This is a genomic window from Mesorhizobium sp. M0052, from assembly GCF_040323255.1.
In the GTDB taxonomy this organism is placed as follows: domain Bacteria; phylum Pseudomonadota; class Alphaproteobacteria; order Rhizobiales; family Rhizobiaceae; genus Mesorhizobium.
Window position 1 is genome coordinate 1 of the sequence record NZ_JAMYUS010000022.1, and the last position, 26,024, is coordinate 26,024.

The 26,024-nt window shown below is 63.0% G+C and carries 28 protein-coding genes; 10 read left to right on the plus strand and 18 right to left on the minus strand.

Translation table 11 applies throughout. The features are described from left to right. Positions 1-321 precede the first annotated feature (321 nt). From ychF to NKJ77_RS25335, 4 genes are all read right to left on the minus strand, one after another. Positions 322-1,425: a redox-regulated ATPase YchF gene (ychF, locus tag NKJ77_RS25320; RefSeq protein ID WP_023754576.1), complete on the minus strand. Its 1,104-nt coding sequence runs from the start codon at positions 1,423-1,425 to the stop codon at positions 322-324. A 95-nt stretch (positions 1,426-1,520) separates the two neighbouring features. Next, entirely contained in the window at positions 1,521-2,261 is a 741-nt protein-coding gene (gene pth, locus NKJ77_RS25325; RefSeq protein WP_352535912.1) for an aminoacyl-tRNA hydrolase, read from the minus strand. 21 nt (positions 2,262-2,282) lie between these two features. Continuing rightward, positions 2,283-2,927 carry a 50S ribosomal protein L25/general stress protein Ctc gene (locus tag NKJ77_RS25330; protein ID WP_023686131.1) on the minus strand — a complete coding sequence of 215 codons (645 nt, stop codon included), beginning with the start codon at positions 2,925-2,927 and terminating at the stop codon, positions 2,283-2,285. Between the two features lie 265 nt (positions 2,928-3,192). Next, positions 3,193-4,425, minus strand: a complete 1,233-nt coding sequence (locus NKJ77_RS25335) for an ROK family transcriptional regulator (RefSeq protein ID WP_245274371.1) — start codon at positions 4,423-4,425, stop codon at positions 3,193-3,195. A gap of 242 nt (positions 4,426-4,667) precedes the next feature. Between NKJ77_RS25335 and NKJ77_RS25340 the strand changes: the two genes are divergently transcribed. The 5 genes from NKJ77_RS25340 to NKJ77_RS25360 all read left to right on the plus strand — a co-directional run bounded on the left by NKJ77_RS25340 (position 4,668) and on the right by NKJ77_RS25360 (position 10,204). Then, positions 4,668-7,229 carry an ATP-binding cassette domain-containing protein gene (locus NKJ77_RS25340; protein ID WP_352535913.1) on the plus strand — a complete coding sequence of 854 codons (2,562 nt, stop codon included), beginning with the start codon at positions 4,668-4,670 and terminating at the stop codon, positions 7,227-7,229. Then, complete coding sequence (locus tag NKJ77_RS25345) at positions 7,226-8,215, plus strand: ABC transporter permease (RefSeq protein WP_352535914.1); 990 nt, start codon at positions 7,226-7,228, stop codon at positions 8,213-8,215. Before NKJ77_RS25340 ends, NKJ77_RS25345 begins: the two co-directional genes overlap by 4 nt. Before the next feature lie 46 nt (positions 8,216-8,261). Continuing rightward, the gene (locus tag NKJ77_RS25350) at positions 8,262-9,263 is read left to right on the plus strand and encodes a rhamnose ABC transporter substrate-binding protein (RefSeq protein ID WP_023701576.1); all 1,002 of its coding nucleotides are present in this window, start codon (positions 8,262-8,264) and stop codon (positions 9,261-9,263) included. Positions 9,264-9,441: 178 nt separating this feature from the next. Next, entirely contained in the window at positions 9,442-10,071 is a 630-nt protein-coding gene (locus NKJ77_RS25355; protein WP_352535915.1) for a glutamine amidotransferase, read from the plus strand. Next, the gene (locus tag NKJ77_RS25360; RefSeq protein ID WP_352535916.1) at positions 9,959-10,204 is read left to right on the plus strand and encodes a glutamine amidotransferase; all 246 of its coding nucleotides are present in this window, start codon (positions 9,959-9,961) and stop codon (positions 10,202-10,204) included. Before NKJ77_RS25355 ends, NKJ77_RS25360 begins: the two co-directional genes overlap by 113 nt. A 22-nt stretch (positions 10,205-10,226) precedes the next feature. Here NKJ77_RS25360 and NKJ77_RS25365 read toward each other — a convergent pair whose 3' ends face one another. Continuing rightward, on the minus strand, positions 10,227-10,658 hold the full coding sequence (locus tag NKJ77_RS25365; RefSeq protein ID WP_023670043.1) for a MarR family winged helix-turn-helix transcriptional regulator: 432 nt from the start codon (positions 10,656-10,658) through the stop codon (positions 10,227-10,229). Positions 10,659-10,808: 150 nt separating this feature from the next. Here NKJ77_RS25365 and NKJ77_RS25370 point away from each other — a divergent pair, with 150 nt between their 5' ends. After that, positions 10,809-11,651 carry an alpha/beta fold hydrolase gene (locus NKJ77_RS25370; RefSeq protein WP_155923963.1) on the plus strand — a complete coding sequence of 281 codons (843 nt, stop codon included), beginning with the start codon at positions 10,809-10,811 and terminating at the stop codon, positions 11,649-11,651. 98 nt (positions 11,652-11,749) lie between these two features. Here NKJ77_RS25370 and NKJ77_RS25375 read toward each other — a convergent pair whose 3' ends face one another. Then, entirely contained in the window at positions 11,750-12,664 is a 915-nt protein-coding gene (locus NKJ77_RS25375) for an alpha/beta fold hydrolase (protein WP_023817450.1), read from the minus strand. 142 nt (positions 12,665-12,806) lie between these two features. Beyond that, a complete protein-coding gene (locus tag NKJ77_RS25380; protein ID WP_023744301.1) occupies positions 12,807-14,051 on the minus strand; it encodes an MFS transporter in 1,245 nt (414 codons plus the stop codon). A 203-nt stretch (positions 14,052-14,254) separates the two neighbouring features. Between NKJ77_RS25380 and NKJ77_RS25385 the strand changes: the two genes are divergently transcribed. Beyond that, the gene (locus NKJ77_RS25385) at positions 14,255-15,127 is read left to right on the plus strand and encodes an AraC family transcriptional regulator (protein WP_023733350.1); all 873 of its coding nucleotides are present in this window, start codon (positions 14,255-14,257) and stop codon (positions 15,125-15,127) included. 35 nt (positions 15,128-15,162) lie between these two features. Here the strand turns inward: NKJ77_RS25385 and NKJ77_RS25390 are convergent, their stop codons facing one another. The 10 genes from NKJ77_RS25390 to NKJ77_RS25435 form a co-directional block, all read right to left on the minus strand. Next, on the minus strand, positions 15,163-16,134 hold the full coding sequence (locus tag NKJ77_RS25390) for a Bug family tripartite tricarboxylate transporter substrate binding protein (RefSeq protein ID WP_023683714.1): 972 nt from the start codon (positions 16,132-16,134) through the stop codon (positions 15,163-15,165). Between the two features lie 146 nt (positions 16,135-16,280). Then, positions 16,281-16,796, minus strand: a complete 516-nt coding sequence (locus NKJ77_RS25395) for a hypothetical protein (RefSeq protein WP_023686120.1) — start codon at positions 16,794-16,796, stop codon at positions 16,281-16,283. 92 nt (positions 16,797-16,888) lie between these two features. Beyond that, the gene (locus tag NKJ77_RS25400) at positions 16,889-17,824 is read right to left on the minus strand and encodes a ribose-phosphate pyrophosphokinase (protein ID WP_023686119.1); all 936 of its coding nucleotides are present in this window, start codon (positions 17,822-17,824) and stop codon (positions 16,889-16,891) included. Positions 17,825-17,965: 141 nt separating this feature from the next. Continuing rightward, positions 17,966-18,562: a hypothetical protein gene (locus NKJ77_RS25405; RefSeq protein WP_023831420.1), complete on the minus strand. Its 597-nt coding sequence runs from the start codon at positions 18,560-18,562 to the stop codon at positions 17,966-17,968. Positions 18,563-18,617: 55 nt separating this feature from the next. Then, entirely contained in the window at positions 18,618-19,769 is a 1,152-nt protein-coding gene (locus NKJ77_RS25410) for a M24 family metallopeptidase (RefSeq protein ID WP_023683716.1), read from the minus strand. Continuing rightward, on the minus strand, positions 19,769-20,563 hold the full coding sequence (gene pgeF, locus NKJ77_RS25415; protein WP_023705898.1) for a peptidoglycan editing factor PgeF: 795 nt from the start codon (positions 20,561-20,563) through the stop codon (positions 19,769-19,771). The genes NKJ77_RS25410 and pgeF overlap by 1 nt, the downstream gene beginning before the upstream one ends. A gap of 151 nt (positions 20,564-20,714) precedes the next feature. Next, complete coding sequence (locus NKJ77_RS25420; protein WP_031195367.1) at positions 20,715-21,779, minus strand: class I SAM-dependent methyltransferase; 1,065 nt, start codon at positions 21,777-21,779, stop codon at positions 20,715-20,717. Beyond that, positions 21,776-22,660 carry a prolipoprotein diacylglyceryl transferase gene (lgt, locus tag NKJ77_RS25425; RefSeq protein WP_023672032.1) on the minus strand — a complete coding sequence of 295 codons (885 nt, stop codon included), beginning with the start codon at positions 22,658-22,660 and terminating at the stop codon, positions 21,776-21,778. Before lgt ends, NKJ77_RS25420 begins: the two co-directional genes overlap by 4 nt. A 103-nt stretch (positions 22,661-22,763) precedes the next feature. Next, positions 22,764-23,003, minus strand: a complete 240-nt coding sequence (locus NKJ77_RS25430; protein WP_023831418.1) for a BrnA antitoxin family protein — start codon at positions 23,001-23,003, stop codon at positions 22,764-22,766. 84 nt (positions 23,004-23,087) lie between these two features. Then, complete coding sequence (locus NKJ77_RS25435; RefSeq protein WP_245259839.1) at positions 23,088-23,246, minus strand: hypothetical protein; 159 nt, start codon at positions 23,244-23,246, stop codon at positions 23,088-23,090. Between the two features lie 154 nt (positions 23,247-23,400). Between NKJ77_RS25435 and NKJ77_RS25440 the strand changes: the two genes are divergently transcribed. The 3 genes from NKJ77_RS25440 (at position 23,401) to NKJ77_RS25450 (ending at position 24,886) form a co-directional block, all read left to right on the plus strand. Continuing rightward, positions 23,401-23,703 carry an accessory factor UbiK family protein gene (locus tag NKJ77_RS25440; RefSeq protein ID WP_023711152.1) on the plus strand — a complete coding sequence of 101 codons (303 nt, stop codon included), beginning with the start codon at positions 23,401-23,403 and terminating at the stop codon, positions 23,701-23,703. A 316-nt stretch (positions 23,704-24,019) separates the two neighbouring features. Beyond that, positions 24,020-24,520, plus strand: coding sequence for a type III secretion system chaperone family protein (locus NKJ77_RS25445; protein WP_006202532.1), 501 nt, complete (start codon positions 24,020-24,022; stop codon positions 24,518-24,520). Positions 24,521-24,526: 6 nt separating this feature from the next. Continuing rightward, entirely contained in the window at positions 24,527-24,886 is a 360-nt protein-coding gene (locus NKJ77_RS25450) for a tRNA-binding protein (RefSeq protein WP_023672028.1), read from the plus strand. 10 nt (positions 24,887-24,896) lie between these two features. Here NKJ77_RS25450 and NKJ77_RS25455 read toward each other — a convergent pair whose 3' ends face one another. Beyond that, on the minus strand, positions 24,897-25,919 hold the full coding sequence (locus NKJ77_RS25455) for a glycosyltransferase family 4 protein (RefSeq protein ID WP_023683722.1): 1,023 nt from the start codon (positions 25,917-25,919) through the stop codon (positions 24,897-24,899). Positions 25,920-26,024: the final 105 nt, after the last annotated feature.

Below are 26,024 nucleotides of genomic sequence, written 5' to 3' on the forward strand. Positions count from 1 at the left end.
ACCTTCTGTCTTGGTCATGGTGGCGTTCCTTCCAGGGAATCGGTGACGTTGAACATCACCAGCCTGCCATGACCGCCCTCTCTCACCGAATTTGCAGAACTCTCAGCACACTACCTGGAGTGTCTAGGAGGAACTATGTCATAGGGGTGTATTTATTGCGCATAGAGGCTGAATGATTTCGTCTACCCAGATATCGACCGCCGTATCGGTGCGCTTTACAGTATCGGGGATGCCATCCTGCAATCTCGTGCCCACTGCGGGTGTAGGCGCCTGCCTTCGCCTACATGGCCGCGCCCCATGGGTGACGCGATTTCCATCAAATCAGGTGTTGAACTTGAACAGCAGCACGTCGCCGTCCTGGACGACATATTCCTTGCCTTCGTCGCGCGCCTTGCCGGCTTCCTTGGCCGCCACTTCGCCGCCCAGCGTGATGTAGTCGTTGTAGGCGATGGTCTGGGCGCGGATGAAGCCGCGCTCGAAGTCGGTGTGGATGACGCCGGCGGCCTGCGGGGCCTTGTCGCCCTTGTGGATGGTCCAGGCGCGCGTCTCTTTCGGCCCGGCGGTGAAATAGGTGATGAGATGCAACAGATCATAGCCGGCGCGGATGACCTTGTTGAGGCCGGGTTCGTCGAGACCGAGCGACGACAGGAACTCCATCTCTTCTTCGTCCGAGAGCTGGGCGACTTCGGCCTCGATCGCGGCCGAGATTACGACGGTGCCGGCGCCCTGCGCTGTCGCCATCTTTTCCACGGCCCTGGTGTGCTCGTTGCCGGTGGCGGCGTCGGCTTCGGCGACGTTGCATACATAGAGCACGGGGTGCGAGGTCAAGAGGTTCAGTCCCTGCAGGATGCGCAGGTCTTCCGCTGAAATGCCGTTGAGCAGGATGCGGGTCGGCTTGCCGGCCTGGAGGAGCTCGAGTGCGGCCTCCATCATCGGCAGCACGGTGGTTGCTTCCTTGTCCTTGCTGCCGGCGCGCTTGCGGATCTGCACGATGCGGCGCTCGAGGCTGTCGAGGTCGGCGAGCATCAGCTCGGTCTCGACCGTATCGGCGTCGGCGACAGGGTCGATCTTGCCCTCGACATGGGTGATGTCGTCATCCTCGAAACAGCGCAGCACATGCACGATGGCGTCGACCTCACGGATGTTGGCGAGGAACTGGTTGCCCAGCCCTTCGCCCTTGGAGGCGCCGCGCACCAGGCCGGCGATGTCGACGAAGGAGATGCGGGTCGGGATGATCTCCTTAGACTTGGCGATTGCGGCGATCTTCTGCAGCCGCGGATCAGGCACCGCCACCTCGCCGGTGTTCGGTTCGATGGTGCAGAACGGATAGTTGGCGGCCTGCGCCGCCGCCGTCCTGGTCAATGCGTTGAAAAGCGTCGACTTGCCGACGTTGGGCAAGCCAACGATGCCGCATTTGAAACCCATGTGTCCGGTCCTATCGGGAAACTAGAAATTTGATGAGGGCTATGGGCGATAGGGGTGAGCAACGTCAAGCCCCGCAGTCCCGATCCTATCGACGCTCAGTCCTTCTTGCCGAACAGTTTCTTCAGCATGGCGGCCATAGGGCCGCTTTCCGGCAGCTTGGCCGGCGCCTGCTGTGGCCGTGCCTGGCGGATGTGGCTTTGAGCCTTTGGACCTTCAGCCTTCGGCGCCTTGGGCGGCGGCCGGTCGTCGTCGCTGGTCGGCACCAGCTTGTCACGCAGGGCCAGAGTAATGCGGTTCATGAAGGAACTGTCGTCGCCCTTGGCCAGCAGCCCGGCATCGTCGGCGATGGTGTCGAGCAGCACATCCAGCCACTCGCGATCGGCCTTGGCGAAGTCGCCGAGCACATGGCCATGCACCATTTCCCGGACGCCGGGATGGCCGACGCCGATGCGCACGCGGCGAAAGTTCTTGCCGACATGTTGGTCGAGCGAGCGGATGCCGTTGTGGCCGCCGGCGCCGCCGCCGACCTTGACCCGCAATTTGCCGGCCGGCAGGTCGATCTCGTCGTAGAAGACGGTCAGCGCCTCGGGGCCGAGCTTGTAGAAGCGCAAGGCTTCGCCGACCGGCTGTCCCGACAGGTTCATGAAGGTCTGCGGTTTGATCAGGAGAATCTTCTCGCCGGCAATCGTGCCTTCGGCGATCAGGCCCTGGAACTTCTTCGACCAGGGCGAAAAGGAATGGCGGCGGGCAATTGCGTCCGCCGCCATGAAGCCGACATTGTGCCGGTTATCAGCGTATTTCGCGCCCGGATTGCCGAGGCCTGCAAAGACAAGCATCGTGCGCTCCGGGCTCGAAAATTACTTCTCTTCGGCAGCAGGAGCCGCCGCTTCGGGGGCTGCCGCTTCCGCCGTCTCTTCCGTCTCCGGCTTCATCGCCGAGGAGCCGGCAATGGTCGCGATGGTGAAGTCGCGGTCGGAGATCACCGGCTTGACGCCGGCCGGCAGGGTTACCGCCGAGATGTGGATCGAATCGCCAATGTCGGCGCCGGTGAGATCGACGGTGATGAATTCCGGGATCGCATTGGCCGGGCAGTGGAACTCGACTTCATGACGCACGATGTTGAGCACGCCGCCGCGTTTGATGCCGGGCGACTTGTCTTCATTGATGAAGTGGACAGGCACGTCGACGTTGACCTCGGTGTCCTTGCCGATGCGCAGGAAGTCGACATGGACCGGGAAATCCTTGACCGGGTCGAGCTGGAAATCCTTGGGCAGAACCTGGATTTTCTTGCCGTCGACATCGATCGTGGCGATCGTGGTCAAAAACCCGCCGCCATGGATTTTGTAGAAGACGTCCTTGTAGTTCAGCGCAATCGCCAGGGGAGGCTGTCTGTCGCCGTAAATAACTGCAGGCACTTTACCGTTGCGGCGAACTGCACGGGCGGACCCCTTACCGACCTGTTCGCGCGCTTCGGCCTTGAGCTCGTAAGTATCGTGGCTCATGGCATTTCCTTTCGCGTTTTATGGAGCGTTTGCGGTGGCAGTGTGCCTGGACCGTAAACGTCGAAAGCCGCCAGGCCTGGATGTCCGAATGCCAGAAACCGCATACGCGGAGCTTTGTTCGGGATCACAAGGGAAGGCAGCCTTCCGCCGCGTTGCCTCCAAGGGTGTCTACGCGGGTGGCGGCTCTATAGCGGAAGGCGGGCAGGCGTGCAAGCCATGGCGGGCAAGGGCGGCCGATGCCTGCGTTGGGCGCGCCGCATTGCGCTCAGGCCGGCAGGTCGGTGGGCGGATTTGATCCGTTTCCCTTGGCGCCACCCAGCGTGGACAGCGCGCTCAGCAGTTTAGTCCGGTCCTTGCCGATCATCAGCACGCCGCTGTCGGGCGCCAGCAGCGCCGAGAACGGCAGCATGGCAGCGCCGATCGAGGAGGCCTCAGGGCCGAATTGCCCCGACACGATCTCCGGCGCGACGATGCCGATTGCGCTGGCCTGGTTGAACTGGGTCTGCACCCTTGCCAGCAGTTCGAGATGGATCAGCCTGGGCAGGATCGAGTCGAGAACGATGGCCTCGATGTCGATGATGGAGGTGATGGCGATGATCGCCTCGACCAGCGCGCTCGCACAATCGTCGATCCATTCGAACAGCGGCACGCGCGCTTCGGCTGGCAACGGATCGAGTTCCCGCACACGATTGATCACCACGCCGCGCGACCTCAGGTGATTGACCAGCACATAGATCGAGGCGCGATGCAGCAGGCTCTGGTAGCGCGCAGGCTTCGCCGCCACCGAATCGAGGCTTGAGGGCGAGACCGGCAAGGGTCCGAGGGCAGCGCTGTTGCCATGCGGCCCGGTATGGACCCTGCCGCCTTGCACCAGGCCGCCGCCGACAAAAGTGTCGATCGAGATGTGCATGAAATCGCGAAAGCGGGCGCCGGCGCCCTGGACAAGTTCGGCCAGCGCCGCCGACGTGGCGTCGTTTTCCACGAACACCGGCGTCTTCGCCGGCGTGGCAAAGCATGTCGTCAGGTCGATCGCCTCCCAGCGGCTGCCGAGATCGTCGGGAAAGCCGAGTTCCTCGCTCCAGCCGCCGAGGAAATAGGGTGAGGCAATGCCGACGCCGACGATGCTGGCATCGCCAAGCCCATCCACCAGCTTTTCGAAGGTGGCCAGCGCCATGTTGCCGGCCTTCAGCACCAAATCAGGATCGGGGAAGCGGTATTCGTGCGACTCTCTTGCGCGGATTTCACCGGCGAAGTCGACCAGAACGGCTTCAAGCGCACGCCGGCCGATCTTGATGCCGACGCTGTAGATGCGCTCCGGCGTCAGCCGGTACAGCGTGGAGGGCGAACCGCGCTGCCCGAACCTTTTTCCCACTTGCTTTACGAATCCGGAAGATTCCAGGCCGTCGACGATGGCAGCGACGGCCGCCGGCGTCAGGCTTGCCGCGCGCGCCAGATCGGACTTGGAGGCTTCCTTGAGGCGACGGATGGCGTCGAGCACGAAACGCTCATTATAGTGCCGAACTTTGACAGAATTGCTGCCTTTCCCTGACAAAACCCGCACACTCCCCAAATGTCCCGTTCCCGGCGCGAAGCCCGCAAACCACCTGCGGCCGAGCGCACCCTGCGGTGCCTATGTTGGCGGCGACAGTGCGCGTCGGAACCATGGAAGTCAATTTTGCCGTTGCGCCTTTGGGCTATTTAATATAGCAAATTGAAAAAATAACTAGTCAGGGAGGAGACGTGCTGCACTCGGGCACACAAAGCGAAGCCGACGCTGCGGTGGTGCGGGCTGTTCCTGTTGCCCTGGTTCAGGCGACGAAGGCTTTCGGCGGCACGATTGCGCTCAAGGACGCCTCCTTCGAATTGCGCTCCGGCGAGGTGCTGGCGCTGCTTGGCGAAAACGGCGCCGGCAAGAGCACCTGCGTGAAGCTTCTGGCCGGTGTGCATTCTCCCACCAGCGGTCATGTCGAGGTTGACGGCAAATCAGCCGTCTTCCATTCGCCGCATGACGCGCAGGCGGCCGGCATTGCGGTCATGCACCAGCATCCTGGCCTGTTTCCCGATCTGTCGGTGGCGGAGAACATCTATCTCGGCCACATGCCGCGCGACCGCTTTGGCGGCATCGACAATGCCGCCATGCTGGCCGGCGCGCGCAAGGTGCTGGCGACCGTCGGCCTCGACGTGCCGGCGGCAACGCGGCTGGGAACCCTGCGTACCTCAGAACAGCAACTGGTCGAAATAGCCCGGGCGCTATCGCTGGATGCGCGCGTGCTGATCATGGACGAACCGACGGCGGCGCTGTCGCAGCGAGAGGTCGAGCGGCTGTTTTCCGTCGTTGCCGATCTCAGGCTGCACGGCGTGGCGATGATGTTCGTCGGCCACCGCATGGATGAAATCTTCCGCATCGCCGACCGCATCGCGGTGCTGCGTGACGGGCGCCTGATCGGCGTCAAGCCGAAAGCCGAGCTTGGCCGCGCTGCCGCCATCAGCATGATGGTCGGCCGCGAAGTCACCGACCTCTATCCCGAACGGCGCCATGCCTCAGGCGCGCTGGTGCTGGAGGGGAAGGGACTTTCGCGCGCCGGCGGCTTTACCGGCATCGACCTCAAGCTTCACGCAGGTGAGGTGCTCGGCCTTGGCGGTCTGGTCGGCAGCGGACGCACCGAGATTGCGCGCGTGCTGTTCGGTATCGACCGGCCCGAGGCCGGCGAAATCCTGATCGACGGCAAGCCCGTGCAGTTCGCCTCGGCGCGCGACGCCATGGATGCGCGCATCGCCTATGTGTCGGAAGATCGCATGGGCCAGAGCCTGGTGATGGATTTCTCCATCCTCGACAATGCGGTGCTACCTGTTCTCGACAAGGCCGCACAACGCGGTCTCTACGGCACCGACCGCGCCATCGGTCTGGTGGTGGACTGGCTGAAGCGCATGAAGCTGCGCTTTTCCGGCTACGGGCAGCCGGTGAAAGAGTTATCCGGCGGCAACCAGCAGAAGGTGGTGCTGGCCAAATGGCTGCGCACCGAGCCGCGCGTGCTCATCCTCGACGAGCCGACGCAAGGCATCGATGTCGGTACCAAGGCGGAAGTGCATGCAATGATCGCGGACCTTGCCGCGCAAGGCATGGCGATCCTGCTGATCTCGTCAGAGATGCCCGAGCTGATCGGCATGTGCGACCGCATTGTGGTGCTGCGCGAAGGCCGCCAGACTGCTGAGTTTTCGCGCGGACAAGCCACGCAGGAAAAGGTACTGGAAGCGGCGACCAGGACCGATGAACGTGCCGGCCAGGCAGCGCAGATAGAACGCACCGCCGAGGAGGAAAAGGCAAAAGGACCGTTCGATTTTCTGAAGCGGCGGGAATTCGGCCTGCTTGCGGCGATGCTCGCCGTCGCCATTCCGGTCACCATCATCAACCCGCGCATGGTGAGCGCGGCGAACCTCACCGCTGTGTCGATGGACGCGGCCTTGCTGATTGTCGCCGCACTGGCGCAGATGCTGGTGCTGATCACCCGCAACATCGACCTGTCGATCGCAGCTGTGATCGGCCTCTCCGCCTATATGGCGGCCAGCATGGTTCAGGCCTATCCCGGATTGGACATCGGCATCGGCCTGATCACCGCCTGCGCGGTCGGCGGCTTTGCCGGACTGCTCAACGGCCTTGTCGTTACCAGGGGAAAGATCCCGGCCATCGTCGTTACGCTGGCTTCGATGTCGATCTTCCGCGGTTTCAACTCGATCTGGGCGGCGGGCGACCAGGTCAGCGCCGACGAAGTCACGCAAGCCTGGCTCGACATGACCGGGCTGAAGATCGCAGGCGTGCCGCTGATCGTCATCATCGCTATTGTCATCCTGTGCGCCGGCTATGTGCTGCTCTATCGCACCGCAACCGGGCGCGAGCTGTTTGCCACCGGCTCCAATCCCGACGGCGCACGGCTGATCGGCATCCCGGTCGACCGGCGCATCCTGCTGGCCTTCGGCATGGCCGGCCTGCTCGGCGGCCTGTGCGGGGCGCTGTGGGCATCGCGCTATGCCACCATCGATGCCCGCGTCGCGCTCGGCTTCGAACTCACGGTGATCGCCTCTGCGGTGGTCGGCGGCGTCGCCATCCGCGGCGGCTCGGGCACGCTGCTCGGCATCATCCTTGGCGCGCTCACGCTCTTGGTCATCAAGAACGGGCTGACGCTGGTGCGCGTCGATCCGCTCTGGCTGCAGGGCGTCTATGGCCTGGTGATCCTGGTTGCCATCGGCATCGACACCTTCGTCGTGCGGCGTGCCGAACAGGCGAGACAGGCGAGGGCGAGATGAGAAAATTTATCCGCTCGATCGACTTCTGGGATCTGCTGCTGGCGACCGCCTGCCTCGCCGTCTTTATCTATGCGGCGGTCTTCGTGCCGAATTTCGTCTCCGGCTTCAACCTCTCGCAATTGGCCGCAAGCGCCTCGGAAAAGGCGTTGCTGATCCTGCCGATGACGCTGCTCATCATCACCCGCGAGATCGACCTGTCGATCGCCTCGGTGCTGGCCCTGACATCCGTGGTGTTTGGCCTGCTCGTCCAGGGCGGCGTGCCGACGCTGGCGGCCATTCCGCTGACGCTGGTCTTCGGCGGCCTGCTCGGCGCCTTCAATGGCTATCTGGTTTCAGGGCTGGGGCTGCAGTCGCTGGTGGTGACGCTCGGCACCATGGCGCTCTATCGGGGCATTGGCTACATCCTGCTCGGCACCGGTTCGGTCAACATATTGCCGCCGGCGGTCGTCGATTTCGGCATCAACAATCTGCCGGGCACACAAATCCCGTGGACCATCGTGCCGTTCCTGCTGCTGGCGCCGATCTTCGCGGTGGTGCTGCAGAAGACGCCGACCGGCAAGCGCATCTATGCGCTCGGCGGCAGCCCCGAAGTGGCGCGTTATTCCGGCATCGATACGCGCAAAATGGTGCTGAAGCTGTTCGTCGTTTCGGGCATCGTCGCGGCCATCGCCGGCATCGTCTATACCGCGCGCCTCTCCAACGCCCGCGCCAACAATGCGCTCGGCATGGAGCTCGACGTCATCACCATCGTGCTGCTCGGCGGCGTCAGTGTCTTTGGCGGCAAGGGGCGGCTCACCGGCGTCATGCTGGCGCTGCTCTTGATTGCCATCATCCGCAACGTGCTGGCGCTCAACCAGATCGGCGGCGACGCCCAAGGCATGATCATCGGCCTGCTCCTGATCGGCTCGCTGCTGGTCTCCAACTACTGGCGCTCCCTGGAGGAGCGGCTGTCAAGATCGCGCGTCCTGCGCGAAACCAAGGGGTGATCTCGGGCCCCTTTCTTCAAGCCCGAATTCTGACGGAGGAGACACAATGAAAGCGTTTAGAATAGCCCTGCTCGCATCCGCGGTTCTGCTTGCGCCGGCCTCGCTGGCATACAGCCAGGAATGCGCCAAGGAACCTGTAACGGTCGGCTTCCTGCCCAAGCTCGACACCGATCCCTACTTCAAGGTGGCTTTCGGCGGCGCCGAGGAGGCTGCGAAGGAAATTGGCGGCACCGCCACCCAGGTTGCCCCATCGCAGGCGACGGCCGAGGCACAGATCGAATTCATCAACAGCCTTGTGTCGCAGAAGGTCGGGGTCATCGCTATCGCCGGCAACGACGCCAATGCCGTTGCGCCTGCGCTGAAGCGCGCCGTTCAGCAAGGCGTCCGGGTGATCTCGTACGATTCCGACGTCGCGGCCGATGCGCGCGCGGTGTTCGTGAACCAGGTGAAGGGCGACAGTCTGGCCGAAATGATGCTGGAAAGCGCATTCAACCTCAGCGGCGGCGAAGGCGAGTTCGCCATCCTGTCGTCGACGCCGACGGCGACCAACCAGAACGCCTGGATCGACTTCATGAAGGCGAAGATGGCGGCAGAGCCGAAATACGCCAAGATGAAACTGGTGCAGGTCGCCTATGGCGAGGAGAGCGAGCAGGTCAACCAGCAGCAGGCCTTGGCGCTGGTGCAGGCGTTTCCGGATCTCAAGGTGATCATCGTGCCGGCAGGCATTGGCCTTCCGGCGGCCGCGCGCGCACTCGAGGAAGCCGGCATGATCGGCAAGGTCAAGCTGACCGGCCTTGCGCCGGCCACTTTGATTTCGAAGTACATCAAGGATGGCGCTGCCCAGGATATCTGGTGGAATGTCACCGATCTCGGCTACCTGACCTATCAGGCGGCCCAGGCGCTAGCGCAGTGCAAGATCACCGGCAAGGAAGGTGAGAAGTTCACGGCGGGCAGGCTCGGCGAATACACGATCGGCGCCAGCGGTGAACTGATCCTCGGCCCGGCCAAGATCGTGACGCCGGAAAACCTGGCCGAGTTCAAGTTCTAGAGCGTTTCACCGTTTCACGGAAACGGCGAACCGCTCTATCCCTTTGTTTTACGCAATTCCGGACGGAAAACCGGTCACACTTTTCCTGGAATTGCTCTAAGCCTCCCAAGGCTTTGCGGGCGCCGGTTCGAGCCGGCGCTCGCCTTTCAATCCTCAGTCGAACAGTGCGAGGGCGACGATGAAACTCTTGCTGGCAGGCGAGACCTTCGCGGCGACGACCTCGGTCGCCGCCGGCGGCGATGTGCTGACGAGTGCGACGTGGGTAAACGGCGCGACGGCCTTCAATGCCGCACTTGCCGCAGAGGGCATAGCGGTGACGCAGATCGGTGGCGATCGCTGCGCGGCCGAATTTCCGTATGACCTCGACGCGCTGGCCGAATACCAGGCGGTGGTGATCTCCGATGTCGGCGCGCTGACCTTGCTGGTCACGCCGGAGGCCCGCGCCGGGCGCATTGGCGTCAACCGCCTCGAGGTCCTCAAGGCCTATGTCGAAGGCGGCGGCGGGCTGATGCTGGCCGGAGGCTATATGGGATTCCAGGGTATGTTCGGCACGGCGCGTTTCCACGACACCCCGGTCGAGGACATCCTGCCCGTGCGCTGCCTGCCATTCTCGGACGGGCTGGAAGTGCCGCAAGGCCTGCAGCCGTCGATCCTTTCAGGCGTCGCATCCGATCCTTGCCGGTGTCGCGGGTCCGTTGCCGCCGATCCTCGGCATGAACAAACTCGATTTCAGGCGCGACGGCTCGTCCCAGCTTCTGGCGACCTGCCAGTATCGCGGCACCGACTGGCCGCTGCTGGCGGTTCGTGAGCATGGCCGTGGCCGCACCGTCGCGTGGGCGACAGACATCGGCCCGCACTGGCTGTCGCAGGATTTTTTGGGATGGCCGCTCTACGGCATATTGATGGCCAACATCATGCGCTGGCTGGCCGGCAAGGATTAAGCCTGGCGTGTTTGTAGGGCAGCTAGTCCGGCTTGCTGCTCAACGCTTCGCGCAGCGCCTGGATCCGCCGATTCAAGGCATCGAGATCAGCCATCGTCATGCCCGAGCGTTCGATCAGGGTTTCGTTGAGGCAGTTGCACTGGACGAGCAGCGCGCGGCCGGCAGGCGTCAGGTCGACCTGCACTTGGCGCTCGTCCGTCTGGCTGCGCTGGCGGGTGACGAGACCGGCCTGTTCCATGCGCTTCACCAGCGGCGTGATGGTGCTCGATTCCAAAGCGAGCCTGTGCGCAATCGAGCCGACCGACATCCCGCCGGCTTCGGCAAGTGCGTTCAGCACGAGATATTGCGGATAGGTGATGCCCATCTCGTCCAGCATGGGCTTGTAGGTGCGATTGATTGCCATGCTGGTGGCGTAAAGCGTGAAGCAGAGCTGGTTGTCCAACGGGAGAGGCACGAGGCATTCCTTTGCCGACTGAGCACATCAATATGTACCACGAAAAATGATATCGCGATACATATTTTCTGTAGACAAGGATTTGGACCTGCGCTAGTCGTATGGTTATCGCGATATTGATTATCGCGGAAGCAATCAATGGAGAGCGAGATGACCAAGCCCGGCAGCAGCACGATCACCACCAAGGACGGCACCGAAATTTTCTACAAGGATTGGGGAACGGGACAACCCATCGTCTTCCATCACGGCTGGCCGCTGAGCAGCGACGACTGGGACGCCCAGATGCTGTTCTTCCTGTCCAAGGGCTATCGCGTCATTGCCCATGACCGGCGCGGCCATGGCCGCTCCACCCAGACCGATACCGGCAACGAGATGGACACCTACGCCGCTGATGTCGCGGAGCTTGCGGCGCATCTCGACCTCAAGGACGCGATCCATGTCGGCCATTCCACCGGTGGCGGCGAAGTGGCCCGCTATGTCGCGAAGTACGGTTCCGGTGGCCGTGTCGCCAAGGCCGCACTGCTCGGCGCGGTGCCGCCGGTCATGCTGAAGACGGCGGCCAATCCGGGTGGCCTGCCGATCGAGGTGTTCGATGGTTTCCGCTCCGCCCAGGCAGCCAACCGCGCCCAGTTTTTCCACGATATTGCGGCCGGCCCGTTCTACGGCTTCAACCGCCCCGGCTCCCAGGTATCGCAGGCTGTCGTCGAGAATTGGTGGCGCCAGGGCATGATGGGCGGCACCAAGGCGCATTATGATTGCATCAAGGCGTTCTCGGAAACCGACTTCACCGACGATCTGAAGGCCATCGACGTGCCGGTGCTGGTCATGCATGGCGACGACGACCAGATCGTTCCGATCACCGACTCCGCGCTGCTGGCTGTCAAGCTCCTCAAGAAGGGCGAGCTCAAGGTCTACAAGGGTTTTCCGCACGGCATGGCGACCACCCACGCCGATGTGATCAACGCCGACCTGCTGGCGTTCTTCAAGGCGTAGAATCGTTCAGTTGAATAGACATCGTCCAGTTGGATAGGCAAGGCACCCGCCGCCGGGCGGGTGCATTTGCTTTCGTCGAAATGTCAGCGGGACAGTGCCTATTTATCGAGAAAACCAGTGATCAGTTTGACGGTGTCGTCGGGGTTTTCCTCCATGATCCAGTGTCCGGAAGCGGGCACGATGCCGCCCGTGACATCGGTCGCAACAAGCCGCAGGAGATCGGCCTGCGTAGTGCCAGCGGATTTTTCACCGCCGACAGCCAGTACCGGCATGGTCAGTTTGCCGCCGGCGGCAAGCATCGCCTGGTTGTCGATCGCGTCCTGGTCAAACGCCTTGAACTGCTCGAAGGCGTCATGCATCGCATGCGGGCGGGCATAGAGTTTGGCGTAGTGCCTGCGCGTCGCCTCGTCGATCTTCTTGGGGTCAGCCGACAACTCGTTGTAGAAGCGGTCGAGATAGATGCGCTCGCGCCCCGCGACCAGCCGCTCCATATCAGGGCCGCGGAAGTTGAAGTGCCAAAGCAGCGGGCTTTGCTTGATCTTTTCCCAGTCGCCTATGCCGGGCAGCGGCGCGTCGATGATAACCCATTTGGTGATGCGCTTGGGATACTGAGCGGCGAGCGCATAGCCGACCATGTTGCCGATGTCGTGGGTGACGAGATCTGCCTTGTCGATCTTCAGGGCATCCAACACGCCGGCGATGTCGACGGCCTGGTTCTTCTTGGCGTAGCCCGCTTCCGGGTGGGCCGACAGACCCATGCCGCGCAGGTCCGGCACGATGACGGTGTGGTCCTTTGCGAGGGCGATGGCCGCGGCGCCCCACATGTCTCCGGTATCGGCAAAGCCGTGCAGCAGCACGACGGCGGGACCCTTGCCGCCAACGCGCACATAGAGTTTGGTGCCGTTGGTTTCGACGGACTGCGTCTTGAAACCCGGCGGAAAGGGAACGATGCGTGCCGTCGCCGGCAAGGTAACAAGAAGCACACCCAATACGGCCAATACGATCTTGCGCATGTCATCCCCCAGAGACGTCGAAGGCCCCAAGCCTTCGTTGATGACTATCTCTAGCAGGCTTTTCAACCAGCGCATGGTGAAAGAATCACAGAGGGCGCAGCAATGCCGCGCCCTGCGTCAAATCCGCAAAATCGACCGGTTTTTATCTGGCCGCCGCTTGCGCCTTCCTGGCTTCCTTCATGTTGGGCAGGAACACCGTCAGCAGGCCGAGCAGCGGCAGATACGAGCAGATCTGGAAGACGAAATCGATGCCCTTCATGTCGGCGACGACGCCGAGCACGGCGGCTGCAATGCCGCCCATGCCGAAGGCGAAGCCGAAGAAGATCCCGGCGATGGTGCCGACACGTCCCGGCACCAACTCCTGCGCAAACACGACGATGTTGGAGAAGGCCGAGGACAGGATCAGGCCGATCAGCACCGTCAGCACCATCGTCCATTCGAAATTGGCGTAGGGCAGCGCCAGCGTGAACGGCAGCACGCCGACGATCGAGAACCAGATCATCGCCTTCTGGCCGTAGCGGTCGCCGAACGGTCCGCCGAGCAGGATGCCCAGCGCCGAGGCGCCGAGGAACAGGAACAGCATGACCTGGCTCATCTGCACCGACACGCCGAACTTATGGATGGAATAAAAGGTGTAGTAGCTGGAGAGCGAGGCGATGTAGGCGTTCTTGGTCAGCACCAGCAGCGTCAGCACCGCCAGCGCTCCCATCACCTTCTTGCGCGGGAAGGGGGAGACGAAGCTTGCCGCCTTGCGATTGCCCTGCGCGGCGCGCATCCGGCTGTACCAGCCGCCGACCCGCGACAAAACGATGATGCCGGTCAGAGACCCGACGGCGAACCATGAAATGCTGGTCTGGCCGAAGGGCACAACGATGAAGGCAGCGAGCAGCGGCCCCATCGACTGGCCGAAATTGCCGCCGACCTGGAACAAAGATTGCGCCAGGCCAAAGCGGCCGCCGGAGGCAAAGCGGGCAATGCGCGAGGATTCCGGATGGAAGATCGCCGAGCCGATTCCGATCAGCGAGGCGCCGACCAGAAGCAGCGCATAGTGGCCGGCATAGGCCAGAACGATCAGGCCAATCAGCGAGGACGCCATGCCGTAGGGCAGCGAATAGGGCATTGGCCGCTTGTCGGTGATCATGCCGATGACCGGCTGCAGCAGCGACGCCGTGACCTGGAAGGTGAAGGTCAGAAGACCGATCTGCCAGAAATCGAGACCGTAATTCTCTTTCAGCAGCGGATAGATCGCCGGCAGCAGCGATTGCATGATGTCGTTGATGCCGTGGCAAAAGCTCACCGCCAGGATGACGGTGAAGGCGGTCGCCTGGGCTGAAGGGAGGCTGGCGCTTGGCTGCGGTGCAATGCTGGTGGCTGTCGTATCGGTCAAGGCAGGCTCCGAGGTCTTTTTGGCGGGTGTTTGCCCGCGGGCAGGCTTGGCGGCCGCTCCCGCGGACCGCCTTAAGGACGCTCGTCTGAAGCGCTTGGGCGACGCCCCTGCGGAGCGCCTTGGGGATGGCTGCCTTATAAGCCGCTTGCGAGGCGACTTCTTTCGTGGTTTGGTCCAATAGTTTCGCAAGTGGGCCATAGCCGATGCCACATGGCAGGGACATCTTCCGCGCCGGCAATGCCGATCTCGGCCGATTGCACGAAAGCCGCTGGCAGTGGCTGGAGGAGGTTTCCGGGCCGGCGGTGGCTTTGCCGACCGAATATCCCGACGGTTACCTCGTGCCGCAACACCGCCACAGCCGCAGCCAGCTGCTGCATGCGCTGGTCGGTGTCGTGCTGGTGACGACCAGGTACGGGCGCTGGATGGTGCCGCCCGACCACGCAATGTGGATACCGGCCGGCACCGAGCATTCTGTCGAAATGCTGGGCGATGTCTCGATGCGCTCGGTCTATGTCATGCCGGGCGCTATCCCCGGCCTGCCGGAAGGTTTGCGCGTCGTCGGCATCACCGAGCTGATGCACAGCCTGATCGTCGAATCGGAAAAGCTGCCGCAAGGCGGCGAACTGGAAGGCCGCGGCGGGCTGATCATGAACCTGTTGCTGCACGAGATCCCGACCTTGCCGGAACGGCCGCTCGGGCTGCCGTTCCCGTCCGACCCGAAGCTGGCGGCGCTCTGCCGACGCTTTGTCGCGGCACCTTCGCCGCACGCCACGATCGACGAGTGGGCGGATGCCGCAGGCATGAGCCGCCGTTCGTTCACCCGCGCCTTCCAGCGCCAGACCGGACTGTCCTTGTCGACTTGGCGCCAGCAGGCCTGCCTGTTTGCGGCCCTGCCCAGGCTCGCCGATGGCGAGCCGATCACCAGGGTGGCGCTCGACCTCGGTTATGACAGCGTGCCGGCATTCATAACCATGTTCAAGCGCATGCTCGGCGCCTCGCCGCGCGGCTATATGCGCGGCGCCCGCGACGAAGGCATGCGGCGGGCTCAGCCTCGACTTGAGGCCCCGGCGCCGTAGCGCCAGGAAAAGCCCGCAGTACTTTGCCGTAGGCCCTAGTCCAGCTGAACGCCGCTGGCCTTGACGATCGGTTCCCATTTGGCGAGTTCGGCCTTCACATGCACTCCAAGCTCTTCCGGGGTGGAGGCCACGATCGAGGCGCTGAACTGGGCCATGCGGGCGATCACATCAGGGTCTTTCAGGGCTTCAACTGCCGCCTTCTGAAGAACGGCGACGACCTCCGGCGGCGTGCCTGCGGGCGCGAACAGAGCGTTCCAGCTGTAGGTTTCATAGCCGGGAATGGTTTCGGCAATGGCCGGTATGTCGGGGAAGGAGGGAACGCGCTCCTTGGTGGTGACGCCAAGCGCTCTCAGCGTCCCGCTCTTGATATGGCCCGATGAAGAGGGGAGGTTGTCGAACATCATCGGCACCTGATTGCCGATAACGTCGTTCAAGGCCGGTCCGGCGCCCTTGTAGGGAATGTGCTGCATACTGACGCCGGCCATCGTCTTGAAAAGCTCGCCGGAGAGATGCAGCGGGGTGCCATTGCCTGATGAGGCGTAGGCATATTTGTCCGGGTCCTTCTTCAGCATCTCGATCAGTTCCTTGACGTCCTTGGCGGGGAATTCAGGGTTTACGACCAGGACGTTTGGCACCAGCACGAGCAACGATATCGGCGCAAAATCCTTCTCCGCGTCGTAGGGCTTTGTCTTCAGGATCAGCGGGTTGAGCGCGTGGGTTGCGACCGTGCCCATCAGGATCGTGTAGCCATCCGGTTCGGCTCGGGCGACCTGGGCAGCGCCGATGCTGCCCCCGGCGCCGCCGACATTTTCGACGACAATCTGCTGGCCCAGCTTTTCGGACATCTTGTTGGCGACCAGGCGCGCGACCAGATCCGTCGAGCCACCGGCGGAAAAGGGGACAACCATGGTGATGGTCCGGTCCGGAAAATCGGCGGCCCAGGCCGCCGGTGCTGAAAGGGTGGCTGCGATGGAAACCGCGAGCCCGAGCAAAGTCCTACGCCGCATCTGCTACTCCTCCGTTGATTGGAGGGGCAGTATGGCCATGGTGAACTCCTCGCACAATGCAACCATGGACTGACTGCCCGCCTCAGGAGATCGGGCTTGACACCGATGCTTCGGTTGGCGTGCGCGAGAACGCCTCACCCCTCAGTTCAATCAGCCTTGGTCCAGCTGAAAACAAGCCATTTGTATCGTGACGTCTCTTCAGGCTCGGCCGTGTAGGTCATCTGCATGTCGCCGCCCTCGGCGTAGATGTCGAGCCTGGGCGCCGTGTCCAGTTCGAGCCACAGGGAATCGTTCTTGAACGACCATGTCCCGCACCAGACGCAAGGCCCCGATGCCGGGTCACCCGGTTGGTGAAAATTGTAGCGGCCGTCCGCCGTGATCTCCAGATAGTCGAAGGCGCCATAAAAGGCGGTCACAGTCTGCTGAAATTCGGTCGCAGACGCTTCCTGGTCGGGCTTCGCCGGCTCTTTCAGATCACGCGGTGGCCGGATTGCGGACCCTGCGATGCTCCATTTGCCGATGAAATCCTTTTCGGTGGGAAGATATTCCGTTTGCGCCTGCGCGGTCGAAACCGGAGCGATTGTCGGCGCATAGGCCGCGCTGGCGATGCCGATTGCGAGAAGCATTCCTGCGATGCCTGCAGCCTTGATTCGATTGCGCATCAGCTGGCTCCTTTCACGACGGTTTGGGGCAGATTCCAAAAAGGAGATTACCCCCGAGCCAGGCCCGTGGGCACGCTTTTGGGCAACATGGATTAATCGAACAGGCTCGACACGGACTCTTCGGTCGCCGTGCGCGAAATCGCCTCGCCCATCAGGTCGGCGATGGAGATGACGCGGATATTCGGGGCGTCGAGCACGCCTTGCGTCGGCTGGATGGAATCGGTGATCACCAGTTCCTGCAGCTTCGAGCCGCTGATCCGGGCGACCGCACCGCCCGACAGCACGCCGTGGGTGATATAGGCGGTGACGCTGGTAGCGCCGTTGGCGAGCAGCGCATCGGCGGCGTTGCACAGCGTGCCGCCGGAATCGACGATGTCGTCGATCAGCAGGCAATCCTTGCCGGCGACCGCGCCGATGATGTTCATCACTTCGGATTCACCGGGACGTTCGCGGCGCTTGTCGACGATGGCCAGTTGTGCGTCGAAGCGTTTGGCGAGCGCGCGGGCGCGCACCACGCCGCCAATATCGGGCGAGACGACGACGACATTGGCAAGCTGTTTGTATTTTGCCTTCACGTCGCGGGCCATCACCGGCACCGAGAACAGATTGTCGGTCGGAATGTCGAAAAAACCCTGGATCTGGCCGGCATGGAGGTCGAGCGTCAAGACGCGGTCGACGCCAGCGCGGGTGATCATGTTGGCGACCAGCTTGGCCGAGATCGGTGTGCGGCCCGAGGCCCGGCGATCCTGCCTGGCGTAACCGAAATAGGGGATGACCGCGGTGATGCGCTTGGCCGAGGAGCGCATGAAGGCATCGATCATGATGAGCAGTTCCATCAGATGATCGTTGGTCGGGAACGAGGTCGACTGCAGGATGAAGACATCCTCGCCGCGCACGTTTTCCTGGATTTCGACGAAGATTTCCTGATCGGCGAAGCGTCTGACGCTGGCCTTGCCCAGCGGGACATTGAGATAGCGGGCGACCGCTTCGGCCAGCACCCGGTTGGAATTGCCCGCGAAAAGCTTCATGCACCGTTCCTGGCGAAGGATGGGGAGGTCCTCTTAATCGGGCTTGTAGCGAGCCGTGCCGGTATTGCAAGCCTCGTTGACGGGAATCCGCCGGCTAATCTCAAAAACGTCAACAGTGAACGGAAGCCGGTAACAGGCGGATCAGCCGGCGCTGCCGCCGAGCCAGGCCGCGAACTGGTCGATCGTCTGGTCGGCGATCGCCTGCATGGTAGCGGGTGCAACCGCGGGCCAGCCTTCGGCGGCATTGACCGAGGGCGCCTTCTGCTGGCCATTGATGCGGTGTAGCCGGTTGCCAGCGGGGTCATAGACGTCCCAGACATAGATAACGGTGGTATCCTTGCCTTCCGTCATGGTCGAGAAGTAGCCCTTCAGCACATGGGTGGCGGCCTGGTCGGCGCTGCCGGCAAGGGTGATGCCGCGCTGCTTGGCGCGTGTCTGCAGTTCGGCCGTCAGCGGCGTTGCCGCTTCCACGGAGGCGCCGACGATCGGCGCGATCTGCAGCCGGGTCTTCGACAAAGCGGCGGCGCTCTGCGCGGGGTTGGCGGGTGTCGTGGCGCCGACGGCCGGCGCTGGTGTGGCGGCGGGCGCGATGCCCGGGGCAGTGAAGGGCTGAGCCGGTTGGGCCGAGGCTGCCGGCGGCGTGATGGCGGACGGCTCAAGGACGTCCTTGGCATTGGTGCAAGCGGCCAGCACAAGCGCTGCGAGCAATGACACGGTCGTCACATGCGATCGTCTCATCTGCCCGAAAACTCCTTAGTCGCGAACGCCCCCGCGTGGACCAACCATTATGGATTCACTGTACGATCAAGTCGAGATCATGGCGTGAAAGCGGCTTCGGCTGGGATTCGGTGGTCAGGTAGGTGCGGCCAAGCGTCATCGCCGTCTCGGTTTCGGAGTCCATGATGATCATGTGCGCGAACAATGTCATGTTGGGCGCGATCGGCTCGGGATTGCCCTGGTAGAACATCGGCATATCCATCCAGGACGGGGTGAAGCGGGCGCCGACGGAATAGCCGCAGGCGTTCAACCGATGCTTGGTCAGGCTGTGCGCCTCCAGCGTGCGGGCATGCGCGTCGAAGACGTCGCCGAAGGTGTTGCCGGGCGTCATCGCCTTCTCGACCGCCAGAAGAGCCGCGCGGGCGGCGTCGAACAGCTCCTGATGGCGCTTCGACGCCTTGCCGGTCAGCACGGTGCGCATCATCGGCGCGTGATAGTGATGGAACACGCCGGCCCATTCGAGCGTCAGCTGATCGTTCTTGGTCAGCTTGCGGCGCCCGGCCTTGTAGCGGCAGAGCAGCGCGTCGATGCCCGAGCCGATGATGAATTCATTGGCCGGATAGTCGCCGCCGCCGGCAAACACCGCGCCCTGCATGGCGGCAAGGATCAGCGCTTCGTCGCCGCCCTGCTTGATCAGCGGCAGGGCCGCGTCGAGCGCGTCGTCGGAAAGGTTGGCGGCCTTTTCGGCCTTGGCGATTTCAGCCGGGCTCTTGAACAGGCGCAGACGGCCGACAATACCGGAGGCGTCGGCGATCTGGCCGAAGGTCTGCAGCTGCTCGTCGACGCGGCGGCCATTGAAGGCGGTCAGGCCATGGGTGTCGTATTCGACGCCGATGCGGGCGCCGAGGAGATTGAGGTCGTTGAGCAGGTTGCGCAGGTCGACCGCCGGGTTGGCGCCGTCGCGGTCGGTCCACAGCACGATGTTGTCGATGATCGATGTGTGGCGCGCCTGGCGCAAATCGGCCGAGCGGGTGAGCAGCACCATCGAGCCGTCAGCCTTCACAACCAGGCACTGGAAGAAACAGAAGCCGAACGTGTCGTAGCCGGTTAGCCAGTACATGCTCTCCTGGGCGAAAAGCAGTACAGCATCGAGCTTCTTTTCCGTCATCTCGATCATCAACCGGTCACGCCGGGCGTCAAATTCCGACCGTTCGAAATGCAGCGCCATTATCCGTTCTCCAAAACAATTGCCGAAACCTGCCGACCGTAGTCCGGTTCCTTGCGATGCGTCGCGCGCCGGTAGGAAAAGAAGAGATCCTCCTCGGCATAGGTGCAGCGGCCAAGCCCCTCGGCGGTCACGCCAGCCTTCTTCAGCCGGTCGACCGTATAGAGGTTGAGATCGAACATTGCATGCGCCGGATTGGCCGAAGGCGCGAAATAGCCGATGTTTTCGGCATCGGCTTCGACGAAACGGGCGACGAATTCCGGCCCGACCTCGTAATTGTCGGGGCCGATCGAAGGACCGAGAACCGCAATGATGCGCTCACGGCGGGCGCCGAGGCTTTCCATCGCGGCAATGGTGTTTTCAAGCACACCGGTGAAAGCACCCTTCCAGCCGGCGTGTGCAGCGCCAATGATGCGCGCTTGCGCATCGGCGAACAGCACCGGGCCGCAATCGGCCGTCGAGGCGCCGATGGCGATGCCCGGCCGGTCGGTGACGATGGCGTCGGCCTTGGGCCGCGGGCCGGGAAAGGGTTCCCTGGCAATAACGACATCGGGCGAGTGGACCTGATGCGCGGTCAGGAGATGGCTGGCCGGCACACCCATCCAGGCAGCGACGCGGCGGCGGTTCTCGGCGACCAGCATCTGATCGTCATCCGACCCGGTGCCGATGTTAAGTCCCTGATAGATGCCGCCGGAGACGCCGCCGATACGGGTGAAATAGCCATGGCGGATACCTCGTGGCTTGGCCGCTTCCAGCAGCGGCGAGCGAACAGGATCCGGTTTGGTCTGATTCAGCATGGATGGGTTTGTTGTCCGCGCCGGCGTTTTCGTCAAGGCGAAGTTCGGCCGAGTGATTGCGACAGTGCTGCCGCGTCGACTTTGCATTGGCCAAAAGCAGGCATGCGACCACAAGCGACATGGCGGGACGGCTTGTAACGATCTCTGAGGGTCAGACTGGCTGATGCGGCAGGATTTTCAGGATTTTGAACAGCGTGCCCATGCCGTCGGGTCCGGCCAGGCGCTCGACGGCATCGGCAATGGTTTGTCGTGCCTCTTGGCTTGCCTGGCTGCCCAACTGGCCAGCTCGCTCAAGCAATCCCATGCCAAGCAGAAAGTCGCCCTGCGTCGCCAATTCCACATCGAGGCCATGCGCCCGCACGACGGCGGCCAGTGCCGCGAAGTCGACATGGGCGGTGAGATCGGCTTCGCCGGGATTGGCCAGCACATCTTCGGGGGCGTGCCTGCGCACGGCCTGCAATGTGTCGCCGAAACCGGGCTGGAGATGGCCGTAATCAGGGAACAGCCCGGCGCCGCCGTGGTCGGCTATGCGTTCGACAATGGTCGCCATCAGTGCCGCGCGGGCCGGTGCTATTTCGAAAATAGAGCCTTGTGGCGCCTCGGCGGCGTCTTCCGGCAGCAGCATCGCCTCGACCGAGCCGGCGCCGGCGAAGAAGCTCAACTCGTCTGAGACATCGAGGCCGATCACCCGTTCGCGCCAGCCGGCGCCGGCGCGGATGAACTGGCGGATCGGCACAGCGTCGAACAATTCGTTGCCGACAATCAGCAACGGCGCCTGCGGCAACGTGGCGATGGTTTCGTGCCAGCCGACATCGGCTGAACTTTCGGCAAGCGTCTGTTTCTGGATTTTGGTCAACCTCGGGCTGGTCTCGATCAGGGCGAACGACGCGCCTTCGGCAAGCGCCGGATCGAGCCGCGCCAGGGTGCGCAGCATGTCGTTCATCAGCGTGCCGCGACCGGGGCCGATCTCGGCGACGGTGACCGGCAGCGGCCGGCAGATCGCCTGCCAGGCCTGATACAACCAGACGGCGACGAGTTCGCCGAACATCTGGCTGATCTCCGGCGCGGTGACGAAGTCGCCGGCGGCGCCGAATGCCTCGCGCGTCGTGTAGTAGCCGTCGCTGGGGTCGAACAGGCAGAGCGCCATATACTCGTTGACGGGGAGGGGGCCAAGCGCGCCGATCAGGTCGACGATGCGGGTTTTCAGCCGTGTCATGCCGGCTGTGGCTGCGGCGCCGGCTTGGCGGTGGCCATCGCCCAGATGCCGGCCAGCACCATCGGCAGCGACAGCACCATGCCCATTGTGAGCCAGCCGCCAAGGAGGTAGCCGAGTTGCTGGTCAGGCTCGCGGAAGAACTCGACGAAGATGCGCGACAGGCCGTAGCCGCAGATGAAGGCGCCGCCGACGAAGCGCGGCGTCTTCAGCTTCAGCCGCGAATGGGTGAGGAAGCGCAGGACCAGGAACAGCACCGCGCCCTCGAGCAGCGCTTCGTAGAGCTGGCTCGGATGGCGAGGCTCCAGGCCCGCGACACAACCCGCCACGGTCTGCTGGAGACGCTCGTTGCAGAAGACGACGCCCCACGACACGTCGGTCACGCGACCCCAGAGTTCGGCATTGACGAAGTTCGCGATGCGGACGAGGCCGAGCCCGACCGGCACGCCGGCTGCCACCACGTCGAACAGCGTCCAGGTGCGGATGCCGCGCTTGAGGGAAAACAGCGTCATGGCGAGGATGACGCCAAGCAGGCCGCCATGGAACGACATGCCGCCCTGCCAGACGGCGAAGATGTCGAGCGGGTGGTCGATATAGCGCTTTAAATCGTAGAAAAGCACATAGCCGGTGCGTCCGCCAAGCACGACGCCGACGGCAGCCCAGACGATGAAATCGTCGAGGTCGATCGGCTTCATCGGCAAGACGCCATCAGGCCACAGCCTTGTGTTGGTGACGAGCCGCTTGGCGTACCACCAGGCGAACAGGATGCCGACGATATAGCCGATGCCGTACCAGTGCACCGCCAGCGGACCGATCTGAACCAGGATCGGGTCGATGTTGGGGAAGGACAGCGACGCCATCGGCAGCGGGAAATAGTCGTTCAACAGGATCTCCTGGGAGGGCTCGCGTTAGGGCGCGGACCATGCGGCAGGGTTTTGGCGGGGTCAAGGCAAGGTGACGACAGCCTGATCGTCAGAGATAATGGGCTCAACCCTGCGGCTTGCCGGCGACCAATTGCCTGAGCGCATCGTTGATCCTGTCATGCCAGCCGGGGCCATCTTCCTGGAAATGGTCGAGCACGGCGCGATCGATCCTGATCGAGACAAGCTCGCGAACGTTTGGTGCGGCGGAGGGTTCGCGAATGGGAGGCGCGGGTTTCTTGACCGGCTTGAAGGCCGCTTCAGCGGCTTCCATCGGATTGGTCGGTCGGCGCGGGGGCGTTGCCATTGGTTGATCCTGAATGCGAGTGACTTCTTGCCTGGAGCAAGTCGTGAGGAAAACTAGGCCGCTGGTCGGTGAAGACCAGTAACTTCACTTGGTTCTCTCTGCCATTGCCCTGTATTTGGCTTCAAGCCTGTCCAGCACCTCGTCGCCAGGCTTGACCCGGCCCGCATCGGCATCCGAAATGCCCTTTGCGAGTGCTGCATCGAGTGCTGCAAAGCGCTTCTCCAAGTCCGCACTGTCCGTCACGGCAACCGTCGTTCCAAGAATCCATTTGGGATAATAGCATCTGTCGCCCGGACCGTGAGCCAAATCGCGTCCGACATGAAGCCGCACCAGCTTCAACGTTCTTGCATTCCGCAGGCAGTGCCACTACGTCAATTCGAGCAAGCGAGGATTTGCCATGTCAACCGGACCGAACCGCATTCTCGATGAATTCGCCAAGCTGATGACCGATGCCGCGGGTGCCGCACAAGGCGTGCGCCGCGAGGTGGAGACTGCCTTCAAGGGGCAGGCCGAGCGCATCCTCAACACCATGGATGTGGTGCAGCGCGAGGAGTTCGAGGCTGCCCGCGACATGGCTGCCAAGGCCCGCGAAGAAAACACCAGGCTGGCCGCCCGCATCGATGCGCTCGAGGCCAGGCTTGCCGAATTGACCGGACAGGCCGCACCTGCGGCTGCGGCAAAGCCCAAAGCAAAAAAATAAAATTTGAACTTTTCCACAAAGCACAATCCGAAAAAATGCTTTGCCGTGAATCGTTTACCGGCAATGCATGAATCTTTGTGACAGCGCCTTTCCACATGCTGATGACGCAGTGCGAAAAATTAGGCTGTTCACGCGACTCCCGATCAATAGACTGAATTTGTTGCATGATTCGGAGCAGGGTCATGCGGCCGGGCGGTGGGGTCCGGTCCGGGGTCTTTGTGTCGTGAAGTCCTGGCCGTCCGAGTTCAAGACAAGATTGTTCGTCGTGTGTGCCCCGCGGAGCGTGTGGCGCTCCCCTGAACACAGGAAGCATTCCATGGAACTTCTCGAACTCGAATTCTCCCGCGAAATCCATCCGGTGGATGTCATCGAGCAGGTCGCCCATAACAATGACTGGTCCTTCGAAAGGGCCGGCGATGACGAAATCTCGATCTCGGTTGCCGGCAGCTGGACCGACTATCACGTCTCCTTCTCATGGATGGAGGATTTCGAGGCGCTGCATCTGGCCTGTGCTTTCGACATCAAGGTGCCGGAAGCCCGCGCGCTGGAAGTGATGCGGCTTTTGTCGCTGATCAACGAGCAGATGCTGTTTGGCCATTTCGATCTCTGGGAGCAGGAGGGCGCGATCATGTTTCGCCAGTCGCTGCTGCTCGCCGGCGGGGTCGAACCGTCGAGCCAGCAGGTCGAGGTGCTTTTGTCGTCGGCGCTTGAAGCCTGCGAGTGCTATTTCCAGGCCTTCCAGTTCGTTGTCTGGTCGGGAACCTCGGCCAAGGATGCGCTGGCCGGCGTCCTGTTCGAGACCTATGGCAACGCTTGAGCTTCCATGAGTTCGAGCAGCGCGCGCAAGCCCGAGATCAGCTTTGCCGATTTTGATCGTGTCGACATCCGTGCCGGCACGATCGTCGAGGCCGAGCCTTTCCCCGAGGCGCGCAAACCCGCCTTCAAGCTGAAGATCGATTTCGGCCCTGAGATCGGCGTGAAGAAATCCTCGGCACAGATCACGAAATACTATGCGCCGGAAACGCTGGTGGGACGGCAGGTGTTTGCGGTGGTGAATTTCCCGCCGCGCCAGATCGGTCCGTTCATGTCGGAAGTGCTCACGCTCGGCTTCCCTGATGAGGAAGGCGCCGTGGTCCTTGGCGCCATCGAGCGCAAGGTGCCGGACGGCGGCAGGTTGTTTTAGGAAGATTGCGTCAGGCGGCCAGCTTGCGCCTTGTGCTCAGCGCCTCTTCGACCGTGTCCATGAACATTTCGGCGCAGGCTTTCCAGCTGTAGCGCATGGCGCGTTCGCGCGCCTCGGCGCGGTCGACATTGAGCGCGGCGAGCGAGGCCTCGCGCAGATCGGTCGACACCGCGCCGCCGATGCCGTCGCCGACAATGTCGATCGGTCCGGTGACCGGATAGGCGGCCACCGGCGTGCCGCTGGCCAGCGCCTCGATGATGACGTTGCCGAACGTGTCGGTGCGGCTGGGGAAAACGAAAACATCAGCCGAGGCGTAGATCTCGGCCAGCTCATCGTTCGGGCGATGGCCGAGGAAGTGCGCCTGCGGGTACTTCGCCCTGAGCCTAGCCAGTTCCGGTCCTTCGCCGACGATCACCTTGCTGCCGGGCAGGTCGAGATCGAGGAAGGCGCTCAGGTTCTTCTCGATGGCGACGCGGCCGACGCACAGGAATACCGGGCCGGGAAAGCCGAGGTCCTTCTTCTTGTCCGGGCGGAAGTGATCGGTGTCGACGCCCCGCGTCCACGGCCTGAGCTTGGTGAAGCCTCGCGACGCAAGGTCCTCCGCCAGCGACTGGGTGGCGACCAGCGTGCCTTGTCCCGAATTGTGGAAATCACGCAGCCAGCGATAGGCCCAGCTCTCCGGCACCGGCAGGCGGGCGCTGAGATATTCGGGAAAGCGGGTGTGATAGCTGGTGGTAAAGGGACGGCCAGCATTGCGGCAATAGCGCCGCGCCATGATGCCGAGCGGGCCTTCGGTGACGATATGGATATGGTCGGCCTTGCGAGCCTCGATCAGCCGCGCGACATGACCGGGCGTGGTCAGCGCCAGCCTGATGTCGGGGTAGGTCGGCAACGGCAAGGTGCGAAAGATATTCGGGGTCAGGAAGTCGACCGCAACGTCGAAGGTTTTCAGCGTTTCGGTGAGCCGCTCCAGCGTGTGGACGACGCCGTTGACTTGCGGCCGCCAGGCGTCGGTGACCATCAGGATGCGCATGGCGGTCCTTTGCTCGGGTCGACGGTTGCCTTGATGCGATAGCGGTACGGGCCGGCTGCCCTCGCTTCGCTCCACCGCACCCGGGCATGCACGAGGTCGAAGTAA